The following is a 22498-nucleotide window of genomic DNA, read 5'->3' on the forward strand; positions in this document are numbered from 1 at the left end:
AAATGTAATAAAGCTTTCTCTCCAAATTTTAGAAATGGCTTATCTTTGTAAAAAACAAAAATGTAATGAACAAAAAAGTTATCCTTATGATTTTAGACGGTTGGGGAAAATCTCCTGACCCTAAAGTATCTGCAATAGACAATGCAAATGTTCCTTTTATAAATAGTCTTTACAAAAATTACCCAAGCGCTCAATTGCGTACTGACGGATTAAACGTAGGTTTACCTGAAGGTCAAATGGGAAATAGTGAAGTTGGGCACATGAACCTTGGTGCCGGAAGGATTGTATATCAGGATTTAGCAAAAATTAATTTAGCTGTAGCTCACAAAACACTTGCTAAAGAACAAGTGTTAATCGATGCTTTTACTTACGCTAAAAACAACAATAAAAAAGTACACTTTTTAGGATTAGTTTCTGATGGAGGTGTTCACTCTCATACTTCTCACTTACGTGGATTAATCGACGCTTCGCAAGAGTATGGTTTAGATCAGGTCTATATTCACGCTTTTACAGACGGACGTGACGTTGACCCGAAATCCGGAGCAAAGTACATTCATGATTTAGATGAATATATTAAAGATACTCCGGTAAAAATTGCTTCTATCGTTGGTCGTTATTATGCAATGGACCGTGATAAACGTTGGGAACGTGTAAAACTAGCTTACGATTTAGTAGTAAACGGAGTTGGAATTCCATCTACAAACGCTGTAGCAAGTGTTCTTGACAGTTATGCACACGATGTTACTGACGAATTTATCGAGCCGGTTGTAATTGTAAATGAAGAACAAAAACCTTTGGCAACTATTATTGAAGGCGATGTTGTCATCTTCTTTAACTTTAGAACAGACAGAGGACGTGAACTTACTGAAGCACTTTCTCAACATGATTTCCACGAGCAAAACATGCACAAGTTAAACTTGTATTATGTAACGCTTACGAACTACGACGAAACGTATCAAAACGTAAAAGTCGTTTACAATAAAGATAATATCACGGAAACGCTTGGTGAAGTTTTAGAAAAAGCGGGCAAAAAACAAATTCGTATTGCTGAAACGGAGAAATATCCACACGTAACTTTCTTCTTTTCAGGCGGAAGAGAAACTCCTTTTGAAGGTGAATCAAGAATTTTGAGAAATTCTCCAAAAGTTGCAACTTACGATTTACAGCCAGAAATGAGTGCTTACGAACTTGCTGATGCTCTTGTTCCTGAATTGAACAAAGGCGAAGTTGATTTCGTTTGTTTAAACTTTGCAAACGGAGACATGGTTGGACACACAGGAATTATGAGTGCTGCAATTAAAGCTTGTGAAGCAGTTGACGCTTGCGCGAAAAAAGTAATCGATGCTGCTCTTGCAAACGACTACACGACAATCGTAATTGCTGATCACGGAAACTGCGAAACAATGATCAATCCTGACGGAAGCCCAAATACTGCACACACAACAAACCCAGTACCGATTATTTTAGTTGACAAACAATTGAAAAATATTCAGGATGGTGTTCTTGGCGACATCGCTCCTACTATTTTAGAATTAATGGGAGTCCAGCAGCCAAACGCAATGACTTGTCATTCGTTATTATAAAAACTAATTTTTTATATAAAAAAGGGACTAATTTTAAAATTAGTCCCTTTTGTTTTTAAGCATTTTTGTCATTTCGAGGAACGAGAAATCTCCGTAAGTAGCTCTACAAAGATTGACGACATTAGGAACGGAGCTTCTTGCGGAGATTTCTCGTTCCTCGAAATGACAAGATTGTGTATATTACATTATAAAATAATGATACAATTGTTCAACACCATAAATCACAAGTCCGATAATCCCTCCTACCAAAGTTCCGTTGATTCTGATGTATTGAAGATCTTTTCCTATTTCTAGTTCTAATTTTTCCGAAACTTCTTTTCCGTCCCAGCTTTTTACGGTTGATGAAATTAAATCTCCAATTACCTTTTTATTGTTTAGAAGAACAGATAGCAAATCATTTTTGATAAAATTATTGATTTTGTCAATCATAATGGTGTCTTCTTTAATACCATTTCCAAAAGTTTGAATTAAACCCGAAACACTATTTTTAATGGAAGATTCATCGCCTTTGTTCAAATCATTGGTTATCGAAAGTTTTATTTCATCCCAAATTCCGTTGATGTAATCCTGAACTTCTTTTTTTCCGGCAAAACTCAAAATCATATCGTTGATTTTAATTCGCATTTCTTCGGAGTTTTTGACTTTCTCCAAAAAATTAAAAATATACTCATCAATCTTTTGGCGCACTGCGCTGTCAGGTTTTTTAGCTTCGTTTAAAAAATCCTGTAAACCATTAAAAACACCTTCGGTAATACTTTTATCGGCCAGTCCAAAGCTTAAAAACGGAGTCGATGCTTTTACTTTTTGTCTGATTAAATCTTTATTATTAGTCAATTCGCTGCTCATTACTTCCAGAAGATTTGTCAGCATTTGATTTTTTAAATCCCCTTTTTGCAAAGGTTCTAAAGCAACTGCAACCCAGTCACCGAAGTTTATTCCTTCCAGTTTTTCTTTAAATTGAACCTGAATAAATCTTTTCACATCTTCATCTTTTATGGTTCTCAAAATTCCGGGAATAAGATTTACCGCCACAACATTCGCAATTTTATCTGCATTTTCTTCCTCTGAAAGCCATTCTGAAGCTTTTGTAGCAAAGTTGAATTCATCGAGTTTAATTTCCAGTTTTTCCCGATTCAGAAATTCTTCTGAAACAAAATTCCCGAGATTTTCTCCAATTTCATTTTTCTTCGTCGGAATAATAGCTGTATGCCAAATCGGAATCCCAAGCGGGTGGCGAAATAAAGCCACGACCGCAAACCAATCGGCAATTCCCCCAACCATTGCCGCTTCGCTAAAAGCCTGCAGTATTGGAATTTTAAAATAAATAGCAATTATAAAAAGAAGCACCGCAAAACCCAAAAGCGCCAAAGCACTTGCCTGCATTTTCCTTAAAGCTTTTATTTTAACTATATCTTGATCTGTAGCAGTTTCCATGATAATCACATTTTACTACTAATTTATGGCTTTTTTCTGAGATATTAAATTAAAAGCACAGCTGATCGTAATGAAAGGGTTTGCCACGAATTACACAAATTTTCACGAATTACTTTGTCTTTAAAAATTATTCCAAATTTAGAATTCGTGCTAATTGGTGAAATTCGTGGCGAAAAAACCTAATTCGCGGCGAAAAAAATTACTCAAAAAATAATATTAAAAATTGTACTTTTGCGAACTGAAAATCTGAAAAATATGATTATCCAAAAAACGAGAGAGGAAATCGAATTAATGCGCGAAAGTGCTTTGATCGTATCGAAAACATTAGGAATGATTGCTTCTGAAATTAAAGAAGGAGTTACTACATTATATCTGGACAAATTAGCCGAAGAATTCATTCGTGATCACGGTGCAGTTCCTAGCTTTTTAGGATTGTACGGTTTCCCGAATTCACTTTGTATGAGTCCGAATTCTCAGGTTGTACACGGGATTCCGAATAATACACCTTTACAAAGTGGTGATGTAATTTCTGTAGACTGCGGTGCGTTCAAAAACGGATATCATGGAGATCACGCTTATAGTTTCGAAATTGGAGAAGTTGCGCCAGAAGTTAAAAAACTTTTGCAGATAACTAAAGAATCTCTTTACGTTGGAATTAGAGAATTTAAAGCCGGAAATCGCGTAGAAGATGTTGGAAATGCGATTCAAAAATATACAGAATCTCACGGTTATGGTGTGGTTCGCGAATTGGTTGGACATGGTTTAGGACAAAAAATGCATGAAGAGCCTGAAATGCCAAACTACGGAAAACGCGGCCGCGGAAAACTTTTTGTTGAAGGAATGGTGGTTGCAATTGAACCTATGATTAACATGGGAACAAGAAACATCAAACAACATAAAGACGGCTGGACAATCACAACTGCTGACGGAAAAGCAAGTGCGCATTTCGAACATGATGTAGCGCTAATCGATGGTAAACCGGAACTATTATCGACTTTCCAATACATCTACAAAGCTTTAGGAATCGAAAGCAATGAAGAAGACGAATTTAGAAAAGTGCCGTTGGTATTATAGTTATTCCGCAAAGATTCACAAAGATATACGCCAAGATTCACAAAATTATTTATTTTACAAGCCTTTAAATGTTTGAAGAAAACAATGAATCTCGTAATAGATTAGACGCAATTACATATAAAATTATTGGTTTAGCGATTGAAGTTCACAAACAGCTTGGTCCTGGTTTATTAGAATCAGCTTATCAAGAATGTTTATATTATGAAATAGTAAATGCCGGCTTGACTGTTGAACGACAAAAAGTTTTACCCATAATTTATAAAGACATAAAACTAGATCATGGATATCGAATTGATTTATTAATCGAAAACACGATTGTCATTGAATTAAAAACTGTCGAAGCTTTTACCGATGTACATTTTGCGCAAATAATAACCTATCTGAAACTTGGAAATTATCCATTAGGATTGCTCATTAATTTTGATTCAAAAATATTAAAAAACAACATAAAAAGATTTATAAACACTTTGTGAAACTCTGTGTCTCCTTTGTGTAACTCTGCGAAACAGCCCCATGAAAAAACTTTTTAAATTAGTACTTAATACAATCCCGCGTCCTTTATTAATTCGTTTGAGTTATGTAGCGCGTCCTATTTTAGCTTTATCATTAAAAGGAAGTAGATTTACTGATCCTATTGACGGAAAAAGTTTTAGATCTTTTCTTCCTTACGGATACGGAAAACAACGTAACAATGTACTTTCGCCAAGTACACTTTCGTTAGAAAGACACCGCTTACTTTGGCTGTATTTAAACGATCAGACTGATTTTTTTACAGCACCTAAAAAAGTACTTCATTTTGCTCCGGAGCAAGCTTTTTATAAAAGATTTCGCAAGCAGAAAAACCTGGATTACACGACAACCGATTTATTTTCGCCTTTGGCAGATGTAAAAGCAGATATCTGTAATTTACCATTTAAAGACAACGAATATGATGTGATTTTATGCAATCACGTTTTAGAACATATTCCGGATGACACAAAAGCGATGCAGGAATTATTCCGCGTTTTAAAACCGGGCGGAATGGCGATTTTGCAGATTCCACAAGATTTAAACCGTGAAGTTACTTTCGCAGATGATTCAATTACAGACCAAAAAGAGCGTGCTAAAATATTTGGACAATACGATCACGTTCGTATTTACGGACGCGACTATTTCGACAAATTAAGAAGCATTGGTTTTATTGTAATTGAAGAAGATTACACCAATAAAATTGCACCAGAATTAGTAGAAAAATACTGTTTGGCAAAAGGCGAGATTATTCCGCTTTGCTTTAAACAGGAAAACTAATTTTTTCACGATATAAGTGATATAAGTTCATTTTAAAAGAGTTTTCAAATTATTGATATTTTGAAAACTCTTTATTTTTTTGCCCAATAACTAATTTACAAGCCAACCAAATCCCTAAACCTTGGAACCTACAAAATCATTTCAGTTCTGTTTTGACATCAGTTTTGAAAAAAATCTGAATGTTTATATTCCAACATCCTACATCGTTGAGAATACCGATGAAATCAAATATCTGGACAAAAAAGCAACCGCCGGAATAATTCAAAGTTTCGGAATTGTTTTTGACGATTTAGATTCGAATACAAAAAAAATACTGACTGCCTGCGAGTCTTTAAAACCTGAATTCATATTCAAAAAATTCAGTGCTAAAATCAAATCAGCAAAAACCATTGCTGATTTGCAAAAGGATTCTAAAATTGAGTTTGCCATTCGTCAGCATTTAAAATTAAATCTGTCTTCTTTTTACAGTTTAATTGTTGAAGGACAATTTCCGTTGTCAATAAATATTGGACCCGAAAAAGATTTTTACCGTTCGAGAGTTGATATTAGTCCGCTTTATTTTGAACCTCAAATTCAATTTGACAAACACGCCGAAGGAATTACGTATACCCTTTCTTTAAAAGAAAATGAAACAGCTTTTTTACCAATGGAAAGCAATGTTGATATCCTTTTGGATGAGCCGGGCTGGTTAATTATCAATAAAAAATTAGGTCAGTTAACAGCCCTTAATGCTAAAAAACTGATGCCTTTTTTAAAGAAAAAATCAATCGAAATACCTTCAAAATTAGTTGATGATTACTTTAAGAATTTCATTCCCGAAATAGCTAAAAAAATTGATATCGAAGCAACAGGTTTTGAAATTGAACAGCGTGATGAAATTACTTCCTGCACGATTCAGCCGGTTTACGATTTCTTTAAAAACTGTTATTACCTCAACCTTTATTTTGATTATAACGGCTATTCATTTGACGGAAGTAAAACAAAGAAAACACATTCGTTTGTAGATTTTAGTGTTGCAAATGAACCTAAAATCATTCAGTTTAAACGAAATGCTGATGAAAATTTGTATGTCGATAAATTAACCGAAATTGGTTTAATAAAAATCAAAAACGAGTTATTTGGATTAAATTCTGAGGCTGAAACTTCAGATCCTTATATCAACATTCAATTGATAATTGACAATAAAGAAAAGCTGGAAAGTTTAGGTTTTAACATTCAAAATTTAAAGCTGGAAAGCAAAGAAATTGTTACTTCAAACCATACCGTTTCTGCGTCAAAAGATACAAACGGAGATTGGTTTGACATCAAAATTATCATTACCATTGGATCGTATACAATTAATTTCAGCGAAATTATTCCGAATATAAAAAGCAAAGAAAGACTCTTTCCGCTGCCTGATGGAAACTATTTTTTGATTCCATTAGAATGGTTCAGCAAATACAGTTCGCTGGCAAAACTCGGAAAAATAGAAAGCGGCACTTTACTTTTACGCAAAAGTAATTTCACTGCCCTTGATGCTATTGCCGAAATCAAAGATGATGTAACTTATAAAGCTGAATATGTGGCTTCTGATTTATTAAAAGCAACTTTGCGACCTTATCAAATTGACGGTGTAAAATGGCTTTTAGGGCATTTTAATTCGAATTTAGGTGCGTGTCTTGCCGATGATATGGGACTTGGGAAGACGTTACAGACTTTAGCTGTTTTGGTTGCCGTTCAGGAACAATTAGGATTTACGACTAAAACTACCAATTTTGATTTATTTGCAAACGAAACTACTGTAGAAAGAGAACCGCTTAAAACTTTGATTGTTTTACCTTCTTCATTGGTTTTTAACTGGTACAACGAATCTGCAAAGTTCACTCCGCATTTTTCGAAAATGCAATATGTGGGGAATGACCGAAAACAATTAGTCGCAAGACTAGCAACAACTGATTTAATTTTTACCAGTTACAGCATCGTTCATCGTGATATTTCAATTTTAGAAAAATATGATTTTCGTTATTTGATTTTGGACGAAAGTCAATACATCAAAAATAAAAATTCTAAGATTTTTAAAGCCATAAACAAAATAAGTACGGGTCATAAAATTGCTTTAAGTGGTACGCCAATTGAAAATTCGCTTGACGATTTATGGTCGCAAATGCAGTTTATAAATCCGGATATTTTGGGAACTTATAATTTCTTTGCAGAAAATTTTAAAATTCCGATTGAGAAAAAGCAAAATGAAGATGTTTTATCTGAATTAAAAAACTTGGTTCAGCCTTATATTTTACGACGAACCAAGGAACAGGTTTTAAAAGATTTACCTGAATTATCAGAGCAGATTTATTATTGTGAAATGGACCCTGAACAGGAAAAATTATATGAACAGGAAAAATCAAAAGCGCGTAACTTTTTATTAAAAATGGATGGCTCAAGTCCTGACAAAATCAGCATTATTAATACGCTGATGAAGTTAAGACAATTGAGTAACCACCCGAAAATGGTAGATCAGGAATCTGAAATTGATTCGGGAAAATATATTGCGGTTACTAATTATCTCGAAAATTTAGTCAAAGCAAAACAGAAAGTAATCATTTTCAGTTCGTTTGTTACCAATTTGAATTTTTATACAGATTGGTGCAAAGAAAACAAAATAACCTATTGCGAAATTACAGGTGAAACTCCTGCCAGCAAAAGAGAGCAACAGGTAAAACTGTTTCAGGAAAAAGAAGAGCCTTTATTGTTTTTTATTTCGCTAAAAGCGGGAGGCGTTGGTTTGAATATTACAAAAGCTTCTTATGTTTTATTTTTAGATCCGTGGTGGAATCCTTTTGCAGAAAAACAAGGAGTTGGAAGGGCGCACCGAATTGGACAGCTGAATAAAGTAAACGTTGTTCGTTTTATTTCAAAAAATACGGTAGAAGAAAAAATCATTAAACTGCAGGAAAATAAAAAGCTTTTATCTGATTCTCTTTTAGAGGAAAGCTATATAAATGATGAGATCGAAGCTAATTTAGAATACATTTTAAATTCTTAATAAATCGCTTCATCCAATAAATGGCATCTTATTACGTTTAATAAAATTGTTATATTTACAATCTTACAACATAATAAGATGCCAAAATTTTTATATCAAAGTTTGCTTTTGTTTTTTGTTTTTACTTTCGCGAAAGCTCAGGAAATACAAACTGAAGTAGTTCCTCCATACAATATCAAAACCGTTACTTTTGTTCAGAATGGCAATAATGTTGTTCCGATATTTGAATTGAATTCTACATTTGAATTTCAGTTTGATGATTTATTTGGTAACGAAGCCAATTATTATTTTGAAATCACACATTGCGATTATAACTGGAAACCAACTGATATTCCGAAAACAGATTATTTAAGAGGTTTTGACGGCCAGAGAATTACAGATTATTCGAACTCATTTAATACACTTCAGGTTTATTCACATTACCGACTGGCGTTTCCAAATCAATTTACAACGCAATTAAGATTGTCCGGAAATTACATCCTGAAAATTTTAAATGAAGATAAAGAAGTTATTTTCTCCCGAAAATTCATTTTATACGAAGATCATTGTACGGTGGCGGCACAGGTAAAAAGAACCCGAAACCTCAGCAATATTGACTACAAACAGAATTTGGATTTTTCGATTGTTTCAAATGATATTACATTTCAAACTCCAATTCAAAATGTAAAAGTTCTTTTATTACAAAACGGAAATTTCAACACTGCCATTAAAAATATTCCACCGCAATATACCATTGGAAATCAACTGGTTTATAAGTATGATGGGGAAACGCAATTTTGGGGCGGAAATGAATTTTTATATTTTGAAAATAAAGACATTCGTGCAGCAAATAATAACGTAGGACGAGTGGGCGCTAACAACGATATTTACAATGCTTATTTGTATACCAATGCAGCAAGAGGAAATCAGATTTATACCAATTATCAGGACGTAAACGGTAATTTTGTGGTGAAAAACATAAATGGTTCAGACAACAGTATTGAAGCTGATTATGCCTGGGTTTATTTCACGCTTTCGGCTCCGGCTTTCAGGCTTAACAAAGATATTTATGTTACAGGAATGTTCAATAATTACAGCTTATCGCCAGAATACAAACTGGATTATAATACAGATAAAGCCGTTTTTGAAAAAGCAATAATGATCAAACAAGGTTTTACTAATTTTCAATACACCGTTGCCGATAAAAAAGGCAATATAGATAATGAAAATGCCGTTGATGGTAATTTTTATCAAACAGAAAATGAGTATACTATATTAGTTTATTACAGAGAAAGTACAGATCGTTATCAAAGAGTTATTGGAAAAGGCAATGCAAACTCCATAAACATAGTTAATTAAAACATTGTTAAGGTTTTAGGTTTCCTAGTTTTTTTTCGTAGCTTTGTGCCTATAACTCACACAGATTTACTAGGTTAATATGGTTTCTCAAATTACACGAGGCATAAAAATATCGGTTCTAACTAGTTTTGAAGGCACTTACTTCAAGAACTACAAGATTCACTTTGCTTTTAGTTACGTAGTTACAATCGAAAATTATAGTAAAGATTCTGTTCAGCTAACTTCACGCCACTGGGAAATCCACGACTCATTAAACGATTTAGATATTGTTGATGGTGAAGGCGTTATAGGCAAAAAACCTGTTTTAAAACCAGGTGAAAATCACACTTACAGCTCTGGTTGTTTATTATCATCTCCTTACGGTGCTATGAAAGGTCATTTTAATATGATCAATTTCACTACAACTAAAACTTTCAAAGTAATTGTACCTACTTTTAGAATGTGTGCTCCTTTTGCATTGAATTAATTCAGCGTTTTATTTCTATTACTTCTTCTTTTGTAATGGCATATACTTGGTCATTTTCTTCGGGAATTAGATAAAAATTTCCTGTGAATTCTCCAAAAGAAGGAAAAATCATTTGATGCGGTTTTCTAAAAAAACAGGATAAACTTAAAAACTGTCTGCCCAAACCTTTTAGTTTTATTCCGGGATGAATGTGTCCGCAAAAATTAAAAAAGTTTTCTCGTGTTGTAGGATGATGCGTTAATAGAAAATCATCGATTATCAATTCTTCGTAAATTTCGATATTTAAATCGGCGTAGTTTTTTTTTGAAATAATATCATGATTCCCTTCCACTAGAATAATCTGCTGAGAAACCGTTTTAGTCCAATCAGCAAAAAAATCCCATTCGTTATTGATTTTACTGTGGAATAAATCTCCAAGAAAAATAATCGTTTCAGAATCAAATAGATTTAACACTTCATTTAATCTTGCAAAATTTTCCAAAACCGCTTTCTCCGGAATTGCCATTCCGTGTTTTCTAAAATGCGCAATTTTCCCCAAATGTAAATCAGAGATTAAGAGCATCTTCTTTTCTTCCCAAAAAGCAGCTCCGGATTGATGCAAAACGAAATTTTGATTGTTAATATTGATCTTCATATTGTAATTATTTCATGTAACTCGCTGTCATTTTTTTAATTCTTTCCTGTAATGTTTCGCTGGATATTTTTTCACGTAAACGATCTGTAATTATAGGAAAACTAAATGGCGTTGGCTTTTTGCATTGTTTCCAGACAATCGTCTGATTATTTATTCTTTCCATGGCCTGAATTAAACGTCCTTCTTCTAACTGATGTTCAAAGGTTTCGATAAAAGCCTGCTGTAATAATAAATTATCGGGTTCGTAATCCCTAAAAACTTCAAAAAGCAATTGCGATCCGCTTTGTAAATGTTTTGTTTTAACTGGTTTTCCGGGCATTCCGGTAAAAACTAAACCCGCGATTACAGCAATATCACGAAATTTTCGACGCGCCATTTCGGTTGCGTTTAAGCTTTTCTGCAAATCATGATGAACATATTCTGTAGTAAACAAATTATTATCAAAAACAGACTGCATATCAATTTCCTGATCAGAAAGCAATTCAAATCCGTAATCATTATACGCCAGCGAAAAAGTAATTGGTGACAATAAACTGATTCTATAGGAAATTAAACTAGCCATTGCTTCATGAACATATCGGCCTTCAAAAGGATAAAAAATCGCATGAAAACCTTCGCGTGTTTTAAAAGTTTCTATTAAAAATTCGTCATTATTAGGTACAATACTTTCTTTTCTTTGTCTGTCAAAAATAGGTTTCAAAGCTTTTAATTCGGGAGTTAAATGATCTGTGTTTGCGGCGTATAATTCTTCCCGAAGCAATTCACTCATTTGCGCCGATAACGTCATTCGTCCTCCCATCCAGCTTACCACTCGTGCAGTTTTTTTAGGATCGGCTTTTCGAACTAAAACCTGCATATTTTTAATTTGAAATAATTCAAGCCGCCTTCCGGCAAAAGTAAAAACATCGCCTCGCTGTAATTTTGAAGAAAACCATTCTTCCACAGTTCCAATAAATCCTCCACTTAAAAATTTCACATTCAAAACGGCGTCGCCCACAATTGTTCCCATTTGCATTCTGTGATGCATGGCAATAAAACGGCTGTTGATTTTATAACGTCCGTCTTCTTCAATTTCTACTTTTTTGAATTCATCATAAGCTTGCAAACTCTGGCTTCCGTTGGTTATGAAATTCAAAATCCAGTTCCAGTTTTCTTTGGTTATATTTTGATAACAAAATGTTGTTTTAACTTCTTCATAAATTTCATCAGGAAAAAATCCGTCAGAAACTGCGAGTGTATTTAAATATTGCACTAAAACATCCCAGCTGTTTAAATACGGCATTCGGTCTTCGACAACGGTTTGGGCAACTGCTTTTTTTAATGCCGAAGCTTCGATTAATTCCATCGCATGTGTGGCGAGAAAGTAAATCACACTTTCCTTTCCCGGCTGGTGTCCGCTTCTTCCTGCTCTCTGTAAAAATCTTGCAACTCCTTTTGGTCCGCCAACCTGAATTATGGTTTCAACAGGTGCAAAATCGACACCAAGATCTAAACTCGAAGTACAAACCACGACTTTTAATTCTTCGTTTCTAATTGCGTCTTCAACCCACAAACGAGTTTCTCTACTGATACTTCCGTGATGCATCGCCATTTCTCCAGCAAATTCCGGATATTTTTCTAAAATAGCCTGAAACCAAATTTCGCAAGCTGAACGTACATTGGTAAAAATTAAAGTTGTTTTACTCTTTCGGATGATTTTTGCAACCTCATCAATTAAATGCAAACCCATGTGCCCACGCCACGGATAGGTTTCCATTTTTTCAGGCAGAATCGATTCTATCTTTATTTTTTTATTGATATGTGCTTTTATCAAAACGGAGTTTTTATAGGCTTCCGTATCATGACCTAACAAAACTTCTTGCGCTAATTCGAGATTTCCAATTGTTGCCGAAATTCCCCAAATTCGCATTTTGGGCGCAATTGTTTTTAATCTCGAAAGCGCTAATTCCATTTGCACGCCTCGTTTGGTTCCCATTAATTCGTGCCATTCATCAACTACGATGGCACCGCAATTGGCGAAGGTTTTTTCGTATTGTTTTGATGCTAAAAGAAGCTGTAAACTTTCAGGCGTTGTAATTAAAAGATCGGGCATTTTGTTTTTCTGCTTTGCTCTTTCGCTCTGCGAAGTATCTCCGGAACGGATTCCAACGGTTAACGGCAGATCTAAATCTGTAATAATTCGTTCTGCTGCTTGTTTTATTTCTACAGATAGTGCACGTAATGGCGTAATCCAGATTGCTTTTAATCCGGATCTGTGTTTAGTTTTATAATCAGGATTTTTTTTAATATAATCGAGAACTACAGGAAACCACAAAGCATAGGTTTTCCCGCTTCCGGTTGGCGCGTTTAATAAACCGTTTTTTCCCTGCAAAAAAGCAGTCCAGGTTTGCGTCTGGAATGGAAAAGATTTCCAACCCTGACTTTTAAACCAGTTTTCGGCTAATACATATAATTCGTCCCTGTTCATTTATTATATTTTGAATATTAGAATAATGCCACAGATTTTAATGATTAAAAATGATTTTTTTTGCCACGAATTTCACGAATTTTCACAAATCATTGTGTGAAAATTAATTCGTGAAAATTTGTGGAATTCGTGGCGGTAATTTTAACACATAGAAACATAGTTACTAAAACTGCATAAATGCGTTTCACTTGCATTAACAAACATAGCTATGTTTGAAAATCTAGATTTTTTTTAAACTCTTTTTTTAGCAATAAAATCTATGTTTCTATGTGTTTAAAAATTGTCAACGTATTATGAAATCATATTTTTTAAATCTTCAATAGAATTTGCTTCTTCTATTTTTTTGTCTTGTCGCCATCTCAAAATTCTTGGAAATCTTGTTGCGATTCCGCTTTTATGTCTTTTGGAAAGCGAAATGCCTTCGAAACCAATTTCAAAAACCAATTGTGGCGTTACGCTTCGAACGGGGCCAAAACGTTCTAAAGTATTCTTTTTTATAAAATCATCCACTTTTCTGAATTCGGCATCGGTTAAACCGGAATAGGCTTTTGCGAAAGTGACGAGTTCTTTTTCTCCGTTTTCATTGTTTTGCCAAAGCGCAAAAGTATAATCGGTAAATAAATTCGAGCGTCGTCCGTGTCCTCGCATGGCGTAAGTTAGAACGGCATCAATTACTAAAGGCTCTATTTTCCATTTCCACCAATCACCTTTTTTTCTTCCAACTTGGTACGGCGAAGTATTTCGTTTTAACATCAAACCTTCGCTTTTCATTTCGCGGGCGCGTTCTCTTTCTTTTGCTACATCTTCCCAAGAAGTTAACGAAACCCTTTCTGAAATCCGAAAAGAACGGGTTTGGTCTTTTATATCATCATATAAATCTTCCAGTAATTTTCTTCTTTCTATATACGGTAAATTTCGAATATCTTTTCCTTCCCATTCTAAAATATCATACGCTTTAAGAATTACGGGCACTTTTTCCAGCAGATTTGCCGATATGGTTTTTCGTCCAATTCTTGCTTGTAAATCATTAAAAGTTCCGATTTCATTTTCGGGAAAAGCTAAGATTTCTGCATCGATTACAGTTCCGTTTGGAATAATGCCTACAAAAGATTTAAACTCAGGATATTTATCGGTAACCAGCTCCTCGCCTCTTGACCAAACGTAAATTTCATCATCTCGAATAATGGTTTGCGAACGTATTCCATCCCATTTATGTTCGATGGACCAATCTTCGGGATTTCCTAAATCTTCGACATCACCTTCAATTGGATACGCGAGATAAAACGGATAAGGTTTTGATAAATAATCGGAACTTTTTTCATCGAGAATCAATTCCTGAAATGTAATAGTATTGGGATTCCAATTTCCCATTAATTTATAAGCCAAAGCATCTTCATCAACATCTTCTGCTTTGGATAAAGCACGTGTCATTAATTTTTGGCTTACGCCGATTCTGAAGCTTCCGGTAATTAATTTGGTAAAAACGAAACGTTCGTAATAATTCAACGCCATCCAGTTTTCATGCAGATATTCCTTTTTCTCTGGATCGGTTTTCTTTTTTAAGGCGATGATTTCCTGTAGAAACTCGGTTAAACTTTTATCGGAATGTTTTTTTGTACTTGGAATTATCAAAGCAATAGTTTCGGCCAAATCGCCCACAATATGATAACTTTCCTCAAAAAGCCATAACGGAATATTCGCCAATTCATTTGCCCAAAGTCGCAATAAAGTCGTATTAACCGGTCTTGCCGGACGACGATGCGAAAGAATCGCAATAGTCCATACTTTATCTTCCGGCGATGCATTTTTAAAATACGTCGTCAAAGCATCGACTTTTACGTTTGTCTTGTTTGAACTGTCTAATGTTTTTATAAGTTGGGCGAAATTTTTCATTTACATCATACTATTTTAAACTCATTGTGTATAGTTTTTAAACACATAGAAACATAGGTTTTATTGCTAAAAAAAGAGTTTAGAAAAAATCTAGATTTTCACACATAGCTATGTTTGTTTAGAAAAAATGAAATGCCTTTAACCACAAAGAAAAACTATGTTACTATGTGTTAAAATTTTTCATTGCAAATTTTCAGAAATAATCGAAGTTTCATTTTGATCTATTTCGGTTTCTTTTTCTTCTTTTTCCATTTCTGCTGCTTCACCTTCATATTGTGTTTTTTCGGTTCTGGCATCGTAACCTAATTCCCTTAAATATTTGGCAAAAATATCAGTATAACCATGCGTACAAATTACTCTTTCTGCACCCGTTGCTTTGACGCTTTCTAATAAAGAATGCCAGTCGCAGTGATCGCTTAAAACGAAACCTTTATCAATGGCACGTCGGCGTCTTGCACCTCTAAATGCCATCCATCCGCTTGCTGAACCAGTTACAAAAGGTGTCATTTTTCTAATCCAGATACTTCCGTGTGCACTTGGCGGAGCAAGAACAATATTTCCTAAAAGGGCTTCTCTTTTGGTTTCTCTGGTTATTAATTCAGTTGGTGGAAAATAAACCATCGGACGTAAAACATTTGTCATGTTTTCGATGGCGCCGTGCGTATATATTTTTCCAATATCAGTGTCTAAATATTTTAAAAGGCGTTGGGCTTTTCCTAAAGAATATCCAAAGAGAATTGAAGTTCTGCCTTCGGCTTTATTTTCTGCCCACCAATTATTGATTTCTGTAATAACTTCAGCTTGCGGCGTCCAATTGAAAGCGGGAAGTCCGAAAGTACATTCGGTTATAAAAGTGTCGCATTTTACAACTTCATACGGAGTTGAAATTCCGTCGTCTTCCGTTTTATAATCTCCGGTAAAAACCCAGACTTCACCTTTGTGTTCTACTCTAATCTGCGAACTACCTATAATATGTCCGGCAGGATGAAGGGAAAATTTTACATTATTGATTACAAAGGTTTCTCCCCATTCTTTTCCGGTAACATTTATTTCTCCCAAACGATGTCGGATTATGGGAATATTGGTATGATGTGTAATATAATTTTGATGTCCCCAGCGCGAGTGATCGGCATGTCCGTGTGTGATTATGGCGTTTTTTACAGGACGCCACGGATCAAGATAAACATCTGCCTGCTGGCAGTAAATACCTTTGTCATTAAAAGCTAAAAGGGGGATTTTCATAATAGTATAGTTAAAGTATTCTTTTCAGAAGTAACTCAAATTTAAAACTTTATGCAAAGACCTGTTTTACAACTTCATGCAATTAGTTTATTAAATTACAACTTTTTAATATTGTATTGTGATATAATCAAATTATCATTTGTACTTTTGTAGAAAATTAAACAATTCGTAAATTTTAAAACAATTTATCCCATGTTAAAAGGATTCTTTCATGTACCAAAAGCGGTAAACGAACCTGTAAAAGGCTACGCACCGAACTCACCAGAAAAAGCAGCTGTTCAGGCAGCTTACACTACAATGTGGAACTCTCAAATTGATGTTCCTTTATATATTGGAAGCGAAGAAATCAAAACTGGAAACACAAGAAATATTACAGCTCCTCATGATCACAAACACATTGTTGGAAAATATCATTTAGCTGAAAAACAACATATCGAAAAAGCGATTGCAAATGCTCTTGAATCAAGAAAAGCATGGGCAAACATGGCATGGGAACAACGTGCTGCTATTTTCTTAAAAGCTGCTGAATTAATCGCTGGTCCTTACAGAGCGCGTATTAATGCTGCAACTATGATTGGTCAATCTAAAAATATTCATCAGGCAGAAATTGATGCTTCTTGTGAATTAATTGACTTTTTACGTTACAATGTTGAGTTCATGACTCAAATCTACAACGATCAGCCAAAATCAGATTCTACTGTTTGGAACCGTTTAGAATACAGACCTCTTGAAGGTTTTGTTTACGCTATTACTCCTTTCAACTTTACTGCTATTGCTGCAAACTTGCCTGCAAGTGCTGCTATGATGGGTAACGTTGTGGTTTGGAAACCAAGTGACAGCCAAGTATTTTCTGCAAAAGTTATTATTGATGTTTTCAAAGAAGCTGGAGTTCCAGACGGGGTTATAAACGTTGTTTTTGGAGATGCTTTAATGATTACAGATACTGTTTTAGCCAGCCGTGATTTTGCTGGTGTTCACTTTACAGGTTCAACTCACGTATTTAAAGATATCTGGGCTAAAATTGGAGCAAACATTCACCATTATAAAACATATCCAAGAATCGTTGGAGAAACTGGTGGTAAAGATTTTATCATTGCACACCCAAGCGCAAACGTAAAACAAGTTGTTACGGGTATTACTCGTGGAGCTTTTGAATTTCAAGGTCAAAAATGTTCTGCAGCTTCAAGAGCTTATATTCCGCAAAGTTTATGGCCAGCTGTAAAAGAACAATTAATTGCTGATGTAAAATCTATGAAAATGGGTTCTCCGGAAGATTTCGGAAACTTTATTACTGCAGTTATTCACGAAGGTTCTTTTGACAAATTAGCTAGTTATATTGATCAGGCTAAAAAAGATGCTGATGCTGAAATCATCATTGGTGGAAATTACGATAAATCTAAAGGTTACTTTATTGAGCCAACCGTTATTGTAACTACAAACCCAAAATATACTACAATGGAAACCGAATTATTCGGACCAGTAATCACGATTTATGTTTACGAAGATGCTAAATGGGAAGAAGCTTTAGAATTAGTTGATACTACTTCTGAATATGCTTTAACTGGAGCTGTTTTCAGCCAGGATCGTTATGCTATTGAAGTAGCGACTACGAAATTGCAAAATGCTGCTGGTAACTTCTACATTAATGATAAACCAACCGGAGCAGTTGTTGGAATGCAGCCTTTTGGTGGCGCAAGAGCTTCTGGAACTAACGACAAAGCGGGTTCTGCATTGAACTTATTACGTTGGGCTTCTCCAAGAACTATTAAAGAAACTTTTGTAACTCCAGAAGATTACAGATATCCTTTCTTAGGTTAATTTTTTGTTTCAAGTTTCAGGTTTCAAGTTTGAGACCTATTCATATAAAAAGCCGAATCTTTTTCAAGATTCGGCTTTTGCTATTTTAGATACTTCTGATAATAATAAAGTTATTATTAAAGCTGTATGAGTCTTATATACAAGACAATTTTAAAAATTGTAGTACTTTTCTTATATATCTAATTATCAACAATATACGCTGTGAAAAAAACATATTTTGATATTTTAAAAACTTCTTGTTCCATTCTAAAAAGACACATCACTCTAAATTTGTCCCTGTAAAAAATTACAAGTTATACAAGATAAACAACTAAAAAAATATGAGAAATTTAAACAATGTTCCACAGGTAATTTCAGAAGCAAAAAGTATTGGACATCCTATTAATTTTAAATGGACAAAAAAGAAAATAGATCAACTATTAGATCCTATTGAAGGCAATGATGCATTAGAGTGTGTATTAATGCAAATTAACCATAAAGCGTCTGTAGGTTTAACTGCCGCTTTATTAGAATGGGTTTATTGGCGTTTTACAGGTTATACACAATATACATCAGATACACAAAAACGTATTGAAGCACTTTGGTGTTCCATTAACGATCGCGAACAAACAAATCCTTTGTTATTTGACTGCAATCTTGACATACCTGCTTCCGGGGCTGTTAACGGAGCTTTATGGATTGCTTTAATGAATGTGAGAATGGTTGATGTAAAATATAGAAAAGGATCTTACCTGCTTCAAAGCGAACTTGTAGGTTTGACATTACTAGCCAGACACATAACCCCAAAAAAGAAAACATTTGATAAATGGTTCGAGAAAACAATTGCCGAACTAATTCGTTTATATCCTTGTCAATACAGCTATGATAATCTTGATGAAACTGATGAAGCAATTTACGATTCTTCAAACGAACCGGTTTTATGCAGAGAATTATTTTTTGATACTGAGTTTAAATACTCTGTAGAAGCATCAGAAAATGCCATTCATAACTTTATTGATAATTTAGACATAAAAGCAAATCCTTTTCTGGATTTTTCCAGGAGAGCATCTTAGTAGTAAAAACTATTAATTCAAAAAATAACCCGAAAAGAAATTCTTTACGGGTTATTTACTTTAAGTATAACTTAAGGCTTAAACTTTAAAGGAAGATGAACCACTTTTTTAGTTTCAAAAAATTCATCATCAAATATTGCTGCTAAATCATACAAAGTTGCACTTGGAAAATCTTTTAATTCTTCGGCCAGGTCGCCGCCCTTTAAATATAAAATTCCATTTTTTAAAGTATGCTTATGCTGTTTTTTAATTTTATCATGAATCCACGAAACAAAATCCGGCATATTGGTTACGGCACGGCTTACGATAAAATCGAAATCGCCTTTTACCAATTCAGCACGTTTTTGTTCAGCTTTTACGTTCTTTAATTCTAATGCATCAACAACACCCTGAACTACTTTTATCTTTTTAGCAATAACATCAATTAAATAAAAACGGGTTTCCGGAAAAAGAATCGCTAATGGGATTCCGGGAAAACCGCCGCCGGTTCCAACATCCAGAACTGTCGCTCCGGTTTCGAACTTCATAATTTTAGCAATTCCTAAAGAATGTAAAATGTGTTTTGTATATAAGGAATCAATGTCTTTACGCGAAATCACATTGATTTTTTCATTCCAATCGTGGTATAAAAAGTCTAATTTTTGAAATTGTTCTATTTGAAGATCGGTCAAATCAGGAAAATATTTCAATATCTCATCCATTGCAGTAAATTTTTAACAAAAGTACTACTTTACGATTGAAATATTTAACTCAATTTTGCAAATTGAGAATTTATAATAATTACCTTTGAAAACTATTTAAAACAATTATGAATAACACTGCTCCAACTTTTGCTAGGCAAGACAATCTGAAGTTTTTCAGAACACTTAACTCACGGGTAAACAATTACTTTAAGGAGAATAACATTCAGAAAACAGGAAACTGGAAGTTACACTTAAAAGCCGTTATTCTATTCGCCGTTTTTTTAACTCCTTATTTTTTAATTCTTACCTTAAATATGCCTTTCTGGGTAATGCTGCTTTTATCAATCGTCATTGGCGTAGGGATGGCAGGCGTTGGAATGAACGTAATGCACGATGGAAATCATGGTTCATACTCTAACAAAAGCTGGATCAATAAATTCATGGGCGGAACTATTTATGTTCTTGCCGGAAACGTTTACAACTGGCAGGTTCAGCACAATGTGCTTCACCATACTTATACCAATATTCCCGGACACGACGAAGATTTAGATGCCGGAAGAATTATCCGTTTTACAGAACATGCAGAATGGCATAGTTTTCACCGTTTTCAACATTATTACTCTGTTTTCTTATACGGTTTATTGACTTTCAATTGGGCGATTACTACCGATTTTAAGCAAATGAGAAATTATCTGAAAAGAAAATTATCTTACGGTGAACCAAAAAGTCCAAAAATTCTTTGGACAACATTAATTATTACAAAAGTAATTTACATTTCAATCTGGATTGTTTTACCAATACTTATTGGAATTACATGGTGGAAAGTGCTTCTAGGATTTTTCGTAATGCACTACACAGCCGGATTAATCTTAAGTGTTGTATTTCAATTAGCACACGTTGTTGATCACACTACAAATCCATCTCCAAATGAATTGGGAGAAATGGACAATACATGGGCAGTTCACCAATTGTATACCACAACTAATTTTGCGCCAAAAAATGCAATTGTAAACTGGTACACTGGCGGATTAAACCACCAAATCGAACATCATATTTTTCCAAATATCAGTCACATTCACTATGGCAAAATTGCAAAAATCGTAAAGGAAACTGCAAAAGAATGTAATTTACCATATTACGAATACAAAACAATGAGAAGTGCTATTGCAGCTCACTTCAAACATTTGCGTGACTTAGGAATGAAACCTGAATTATCTGTTTAAACTAAAAAAAATCTATTAATAATTAACCATCCTTAAATAGCGCAACAATTAAGGACATTCAAAATTTTTATAATGAACCATATTCTTTCGGACAGAATCAACAATCTTGCGACTTCGCAGACATTGGCAATGGCAGCTTTAGCTCGCGAATTAAAAGCACAAGGAAAAGACATTATCAGTTTAAGTTTGGGTGAACCAGATTTCAATACACCAGACTTTATCAAAGAAGCTGCAAAAAAAGCAATCGACGATAATTACAGTACATATTCTCCTGTTGATGGATATCAGGATTTAAAAGAAGCTATCTGCAGAAAATTCAAAAGAGACAATGATTTAGAGTACAAACCATCTCAAATCGTAGTTTCTACAGGAGCAAAACAATCTTTATACAACATTGCACAAGTAATGTTAAATGATGGTGACGAAGTTATTTTACCAGCACCATACTGGGTTTCTTATTTCGAAATCGTAAAACTTTCTGGCGGAGTTCCGGTTGAAGTTCCAACTTCTGTAGAAACAGATTTCAAAATTACTCCAGAGCAATTAGAAGCTGCAATTACACCAAAAACAAAAATGATGTGGTTCTCTTCTCCTTGTAATCCTTCAGGATCTGTTTACAGCAGAGAAGAATTAACAGCACTTGCAAAAGTTTTAGAAAAACACCCAAATATTTACGTAGTTGCCGATGAAATTTATGAGCACATCAATTTCTCAGGAACTTTCTGCAGTATAGGTTCTATCCCGGGAATGTTAGAAAAAACAATCACAGTAAACGGAGTTGCAAAAGCATTTGCAATGACAGGATACAGAATTGGATATATTGGAGCTCCGGAATTTATCGCAAAAGCGTGTACAAAAATTCAGGGACAAGTAACATCTGGAGCAAACTCTGTGGCACAAAGAGCTACAATTACTGCAGTAGATGCTGACCCAAGCGTATTAAATGAAATGGTTCAGGCTTTCCACGGTCGTAGAGACTTAGTTGTGGGATTATTAAAAGAAATCCCGGGAGTAAAAATCAACGTTCCAGAAGGTGCATTCTACGTATTCCCAGACGTTTCTTCTTTCTTCGGAAAAACATTAAAAGGAACTGAAATAAAAGATGCAAACGACGTTTCAATGTATCTTTTGGCAGAAGCAAACGTTGCAACAGTAACTGGAGACGCTTTCGGAAATCCAAATTGTATCCGTTTCTCTTATGCAACAAGCAACGATATTTTAAAAGAAGCATTACGCAGAATCAAAGAAGCTCTGACTGTTTAATTAGCTTATATAATTATGA

At 34.4% G+C, this 22498-nt stretch carries 17 protein-coding genes; 11 read left to right on the forward strand and 6 right to left on the reverse strand.

Annotated elements, in window-relative coordinates:
- Window positions 1–65 precede the first annotated feature (65 nt).
- Window positions 66–1583 carry a 2,3-bisphosphoglycerate-independent phosphoglycerate mutase gene (gpmI, locus tag APR43_RS23370; protein WP_053472057.1) on the forward strand — a complete coding sequence of 506 codons (1518 nt, stop codon included), beginning with the start codon at window positions 66–68 and terminating at the stop codon, window positions 1581–1583.
- A 180-nt stretch (window positions 1584–1763) separates the two neighbouring features.
- Here the strand turns inward: gpmI and APR43_RS23375 are convergent, their stop codons facing one another.
- Window positions 1764–3017, reverse strand: coding sequence for a DUF445 domain-containing protein (locus tag APR43_RS23375; protein WP_053472056.1), 1254 nt, complete (start codon window positions 3015–3017; stop codon window positions 1764–1766).
- A gap of 255 nt (window positions 3018–3272) precedes the next feature.
- On the opposite strand from APR43_RS23375, the gene map reads away from it, so the two are divergent.
- The 6 genes from map to apaG all read left to right on the forward strand — a co-directional run bounded on the left by map (window position 3273) and on the right by apaG (window position 10204).
- A complete protein-coding gene (gene map / locus APR43_RS23380; protein WP_053472055.1) occupies window positions 3273–4091 on the forward strand; it encodes a type I methionyl aminopeptidase in 819 nt (272 codons plus the stop codon).
- Window positions 4092–4159: 68 nt separating this feature from the next.
- Complete coding sequence (locus tag APR43_RS23385) at window positions 4160–4564, forward strand: GxxExxY protein (RefSeq protein WP_053472054.1); 405 nt, start codon at window positions 4160–4162, stop codon at window positions 4562–4564.
- Between the two features lie 40 nt (window positions 4565–4604).
- Window positions 4605–5378: a class I SAM-dependent methyltransferase gene (locus APR43_RS23390; protein WP_053472053.1), complete on the forward strand. Its 774-nt coding sequence runs from the start codon at window positions 4605–4607 to the stop codon at window positions 5376–5378.
- Between the two features lie 121 nt (window positions 5379–5499).
- Window positions 5500–8400 carry a DEAD/DEAH box helicase gene (locus APR43_RS23395; RefSeq protein ID WP_053472052.1) on the forward strand — a complete coding sequence of 967 codons (2901 nt, stop codon included), beginning with the start codon at window positions 5500–5502 and terminating at the stop codon, window positions 8398–8400.
- A gap of 78 nt (window positions 8401–8478) precedes the next feature.
- Complete coding sequence (locus tag APR43_RS23400) at window positions 8479–9738, forward strand: DUF5103 domain-containing protein (protein WP_053472051.1); 1260 nt, start codon at window positions 8479–8481, stop codon at window positions 9736–9738.
- Between the two features lie 79 nt (window positions 9739–9817).
- Window positions 9818–10204 carry a Co2+/Mg2+ efflux protein ApaG gene (apaG, locus tag APR43_RS23405; protein WP_053472050.1) on the forward strand — a complete coding sequence of 129 codons (387 nt, stop codon included), beginning with the start codon at window positions 9818–9820 and terminating at the stop codon, window positions 10202–10204.
- A gap of 1 nt (window position 10205) precedes the next feature.
- Here apaG and pdeM read toward each other — a convergent pair whose 3' ends face one another.
- The 4 genes from pdeM to APR43_RS23425 form a co-directional block, all read right to left on the reverse strand.
- A complete protein-coding gene (gene pdeM, locus APR43_RS23410; protein WP_053472049.1) occupies window positions 10206–10838 on the reverse strand; it encodes a ligase-associated DNA damage response endonuclease PdeM in 633 nt (210 codons plus the stop codon).
- Window positions 10839–10845: 7 nt separating this feature from the next.
- Window positions 10846–13305, reverse strand: coding sequence for a ligase-associated DNA damage response DEXH box helicase (locus APR43_RS23415; protein WP_053472048.1), 2460 nt, complete (start codon window positions 13303–13305; stop codon window positions 10846–10848).
- 291 nt (window positions 13306–13596) lie between these two features.
- Window positions 13597–15198, reverse strand: a complete 1602-nt coding sequence (locus tag APR43_RS23420) for an ATP-dependent DNA ligase (protein WP_053472047.1) — start codon at window positions 15196–15198, stop codon at window positions 13597–13599.
- A 180-nt stretch (window positions 15199–15378) separates the two neighbouring features.
- Entirely contained in the window at window positions 15379–16440 is a 1062-nt protein-coding gene (locus APR43_RS23425; RefSeq protein ID WP_053472046.1) for a ligase-associated DNA damage response exonuclease, read from the reverse strand.
- A gap of 192 nt (window positions 16441–16632) precedes the next feature.
- Here APR43_RS23425 and pruA point away from each other — a divergent pair, with 192 nt between their 5' ends.
- Together pruA and APR43_RS23435 are read left to right on the forward strand one after the other, a co-directional pair.
- Window positions 16633–18258, forward strand: coding sequence for an L-glutamate gamma-semialdehyde dehydrogenase (gene pruA / locus APR43_RS23430; RefSeq protein ID WP_053472045.1), 1626 nt, complete (start codon window positions 16633–16635; stop codon window positions 18256–18258).
- Between the two features lie 320 nt (window positions 18259–18578).
- Window positions 18579–19310, forward strand: coding sequence for a hypothetical protein (locus APR43_RS23435; RefSeq protein WP_053472044.1), 732 nt, complete (start codon window positions 18579–18581; stop codon window positions 19308–19310).
- Between the two features lie 71 nt (window positions 19311–19381).
- Here the strand turns inward: APR43_RS23435 and rsmG are convergent, their stop codons facing one another.
- Window positions 19382–20011 carry a 16S rRNA (guanine(527)-N(7))-methyltransferase RsmG gene (rsmG, locus tag APR43_RS23440; protein WP_053472043.1) on the reverse strand — a complete coding sequence of 210 codons (630 nt, stop codon included), beginning with the start codon at window positions 20009–20011 and terminating at the stop codon, window positions 19382–19384.
- 107 nt (window positions 20012–20118) lie between these two features.
- Between rsmG and APR43_RS23445 the strand changes: the two genes are divergently transcribed.
- Together APR43_RS23445 and APR43_RS23450 are read left to right on the forward strand one after the other, a co-directional pair.
- Window positions 20119–21216, forward strand: coding sequence for a fatty acid desaturase family protein (locus APR43_RS23445; protein ID WP_053472042.1), 1098 nt, complete (start codon window positions 20119–20121; stop codon window positions 21214–21216).
- 72 nt (window positions 21217–21288) lie between these two features.
- Window positions 21289–22479 carry a pyridoxal phosphate-dependent aminotransferase gene (locus APR43_RS23450; RefSeq protein WP_053472041.1) on the forward strand — a complete coding sequence of 397 codons (1191 nt, stop codon included), beginning with the start codon at window positions 21289–21291 and terminating at the stop codon, window positions 22477–22479.
- Window positions 22480–22498 lie beyond the last annotated feature (19 nt).

This window comes from Flavobacterium sp. NLM (assembly GCF_002210235.1).
Lineage (GTDB): Bacteria > Bacteroidota > Bacteroidia > Flavobacteriales > Flavobacteriaceae > Flavobacterium > Flavobacterium panici.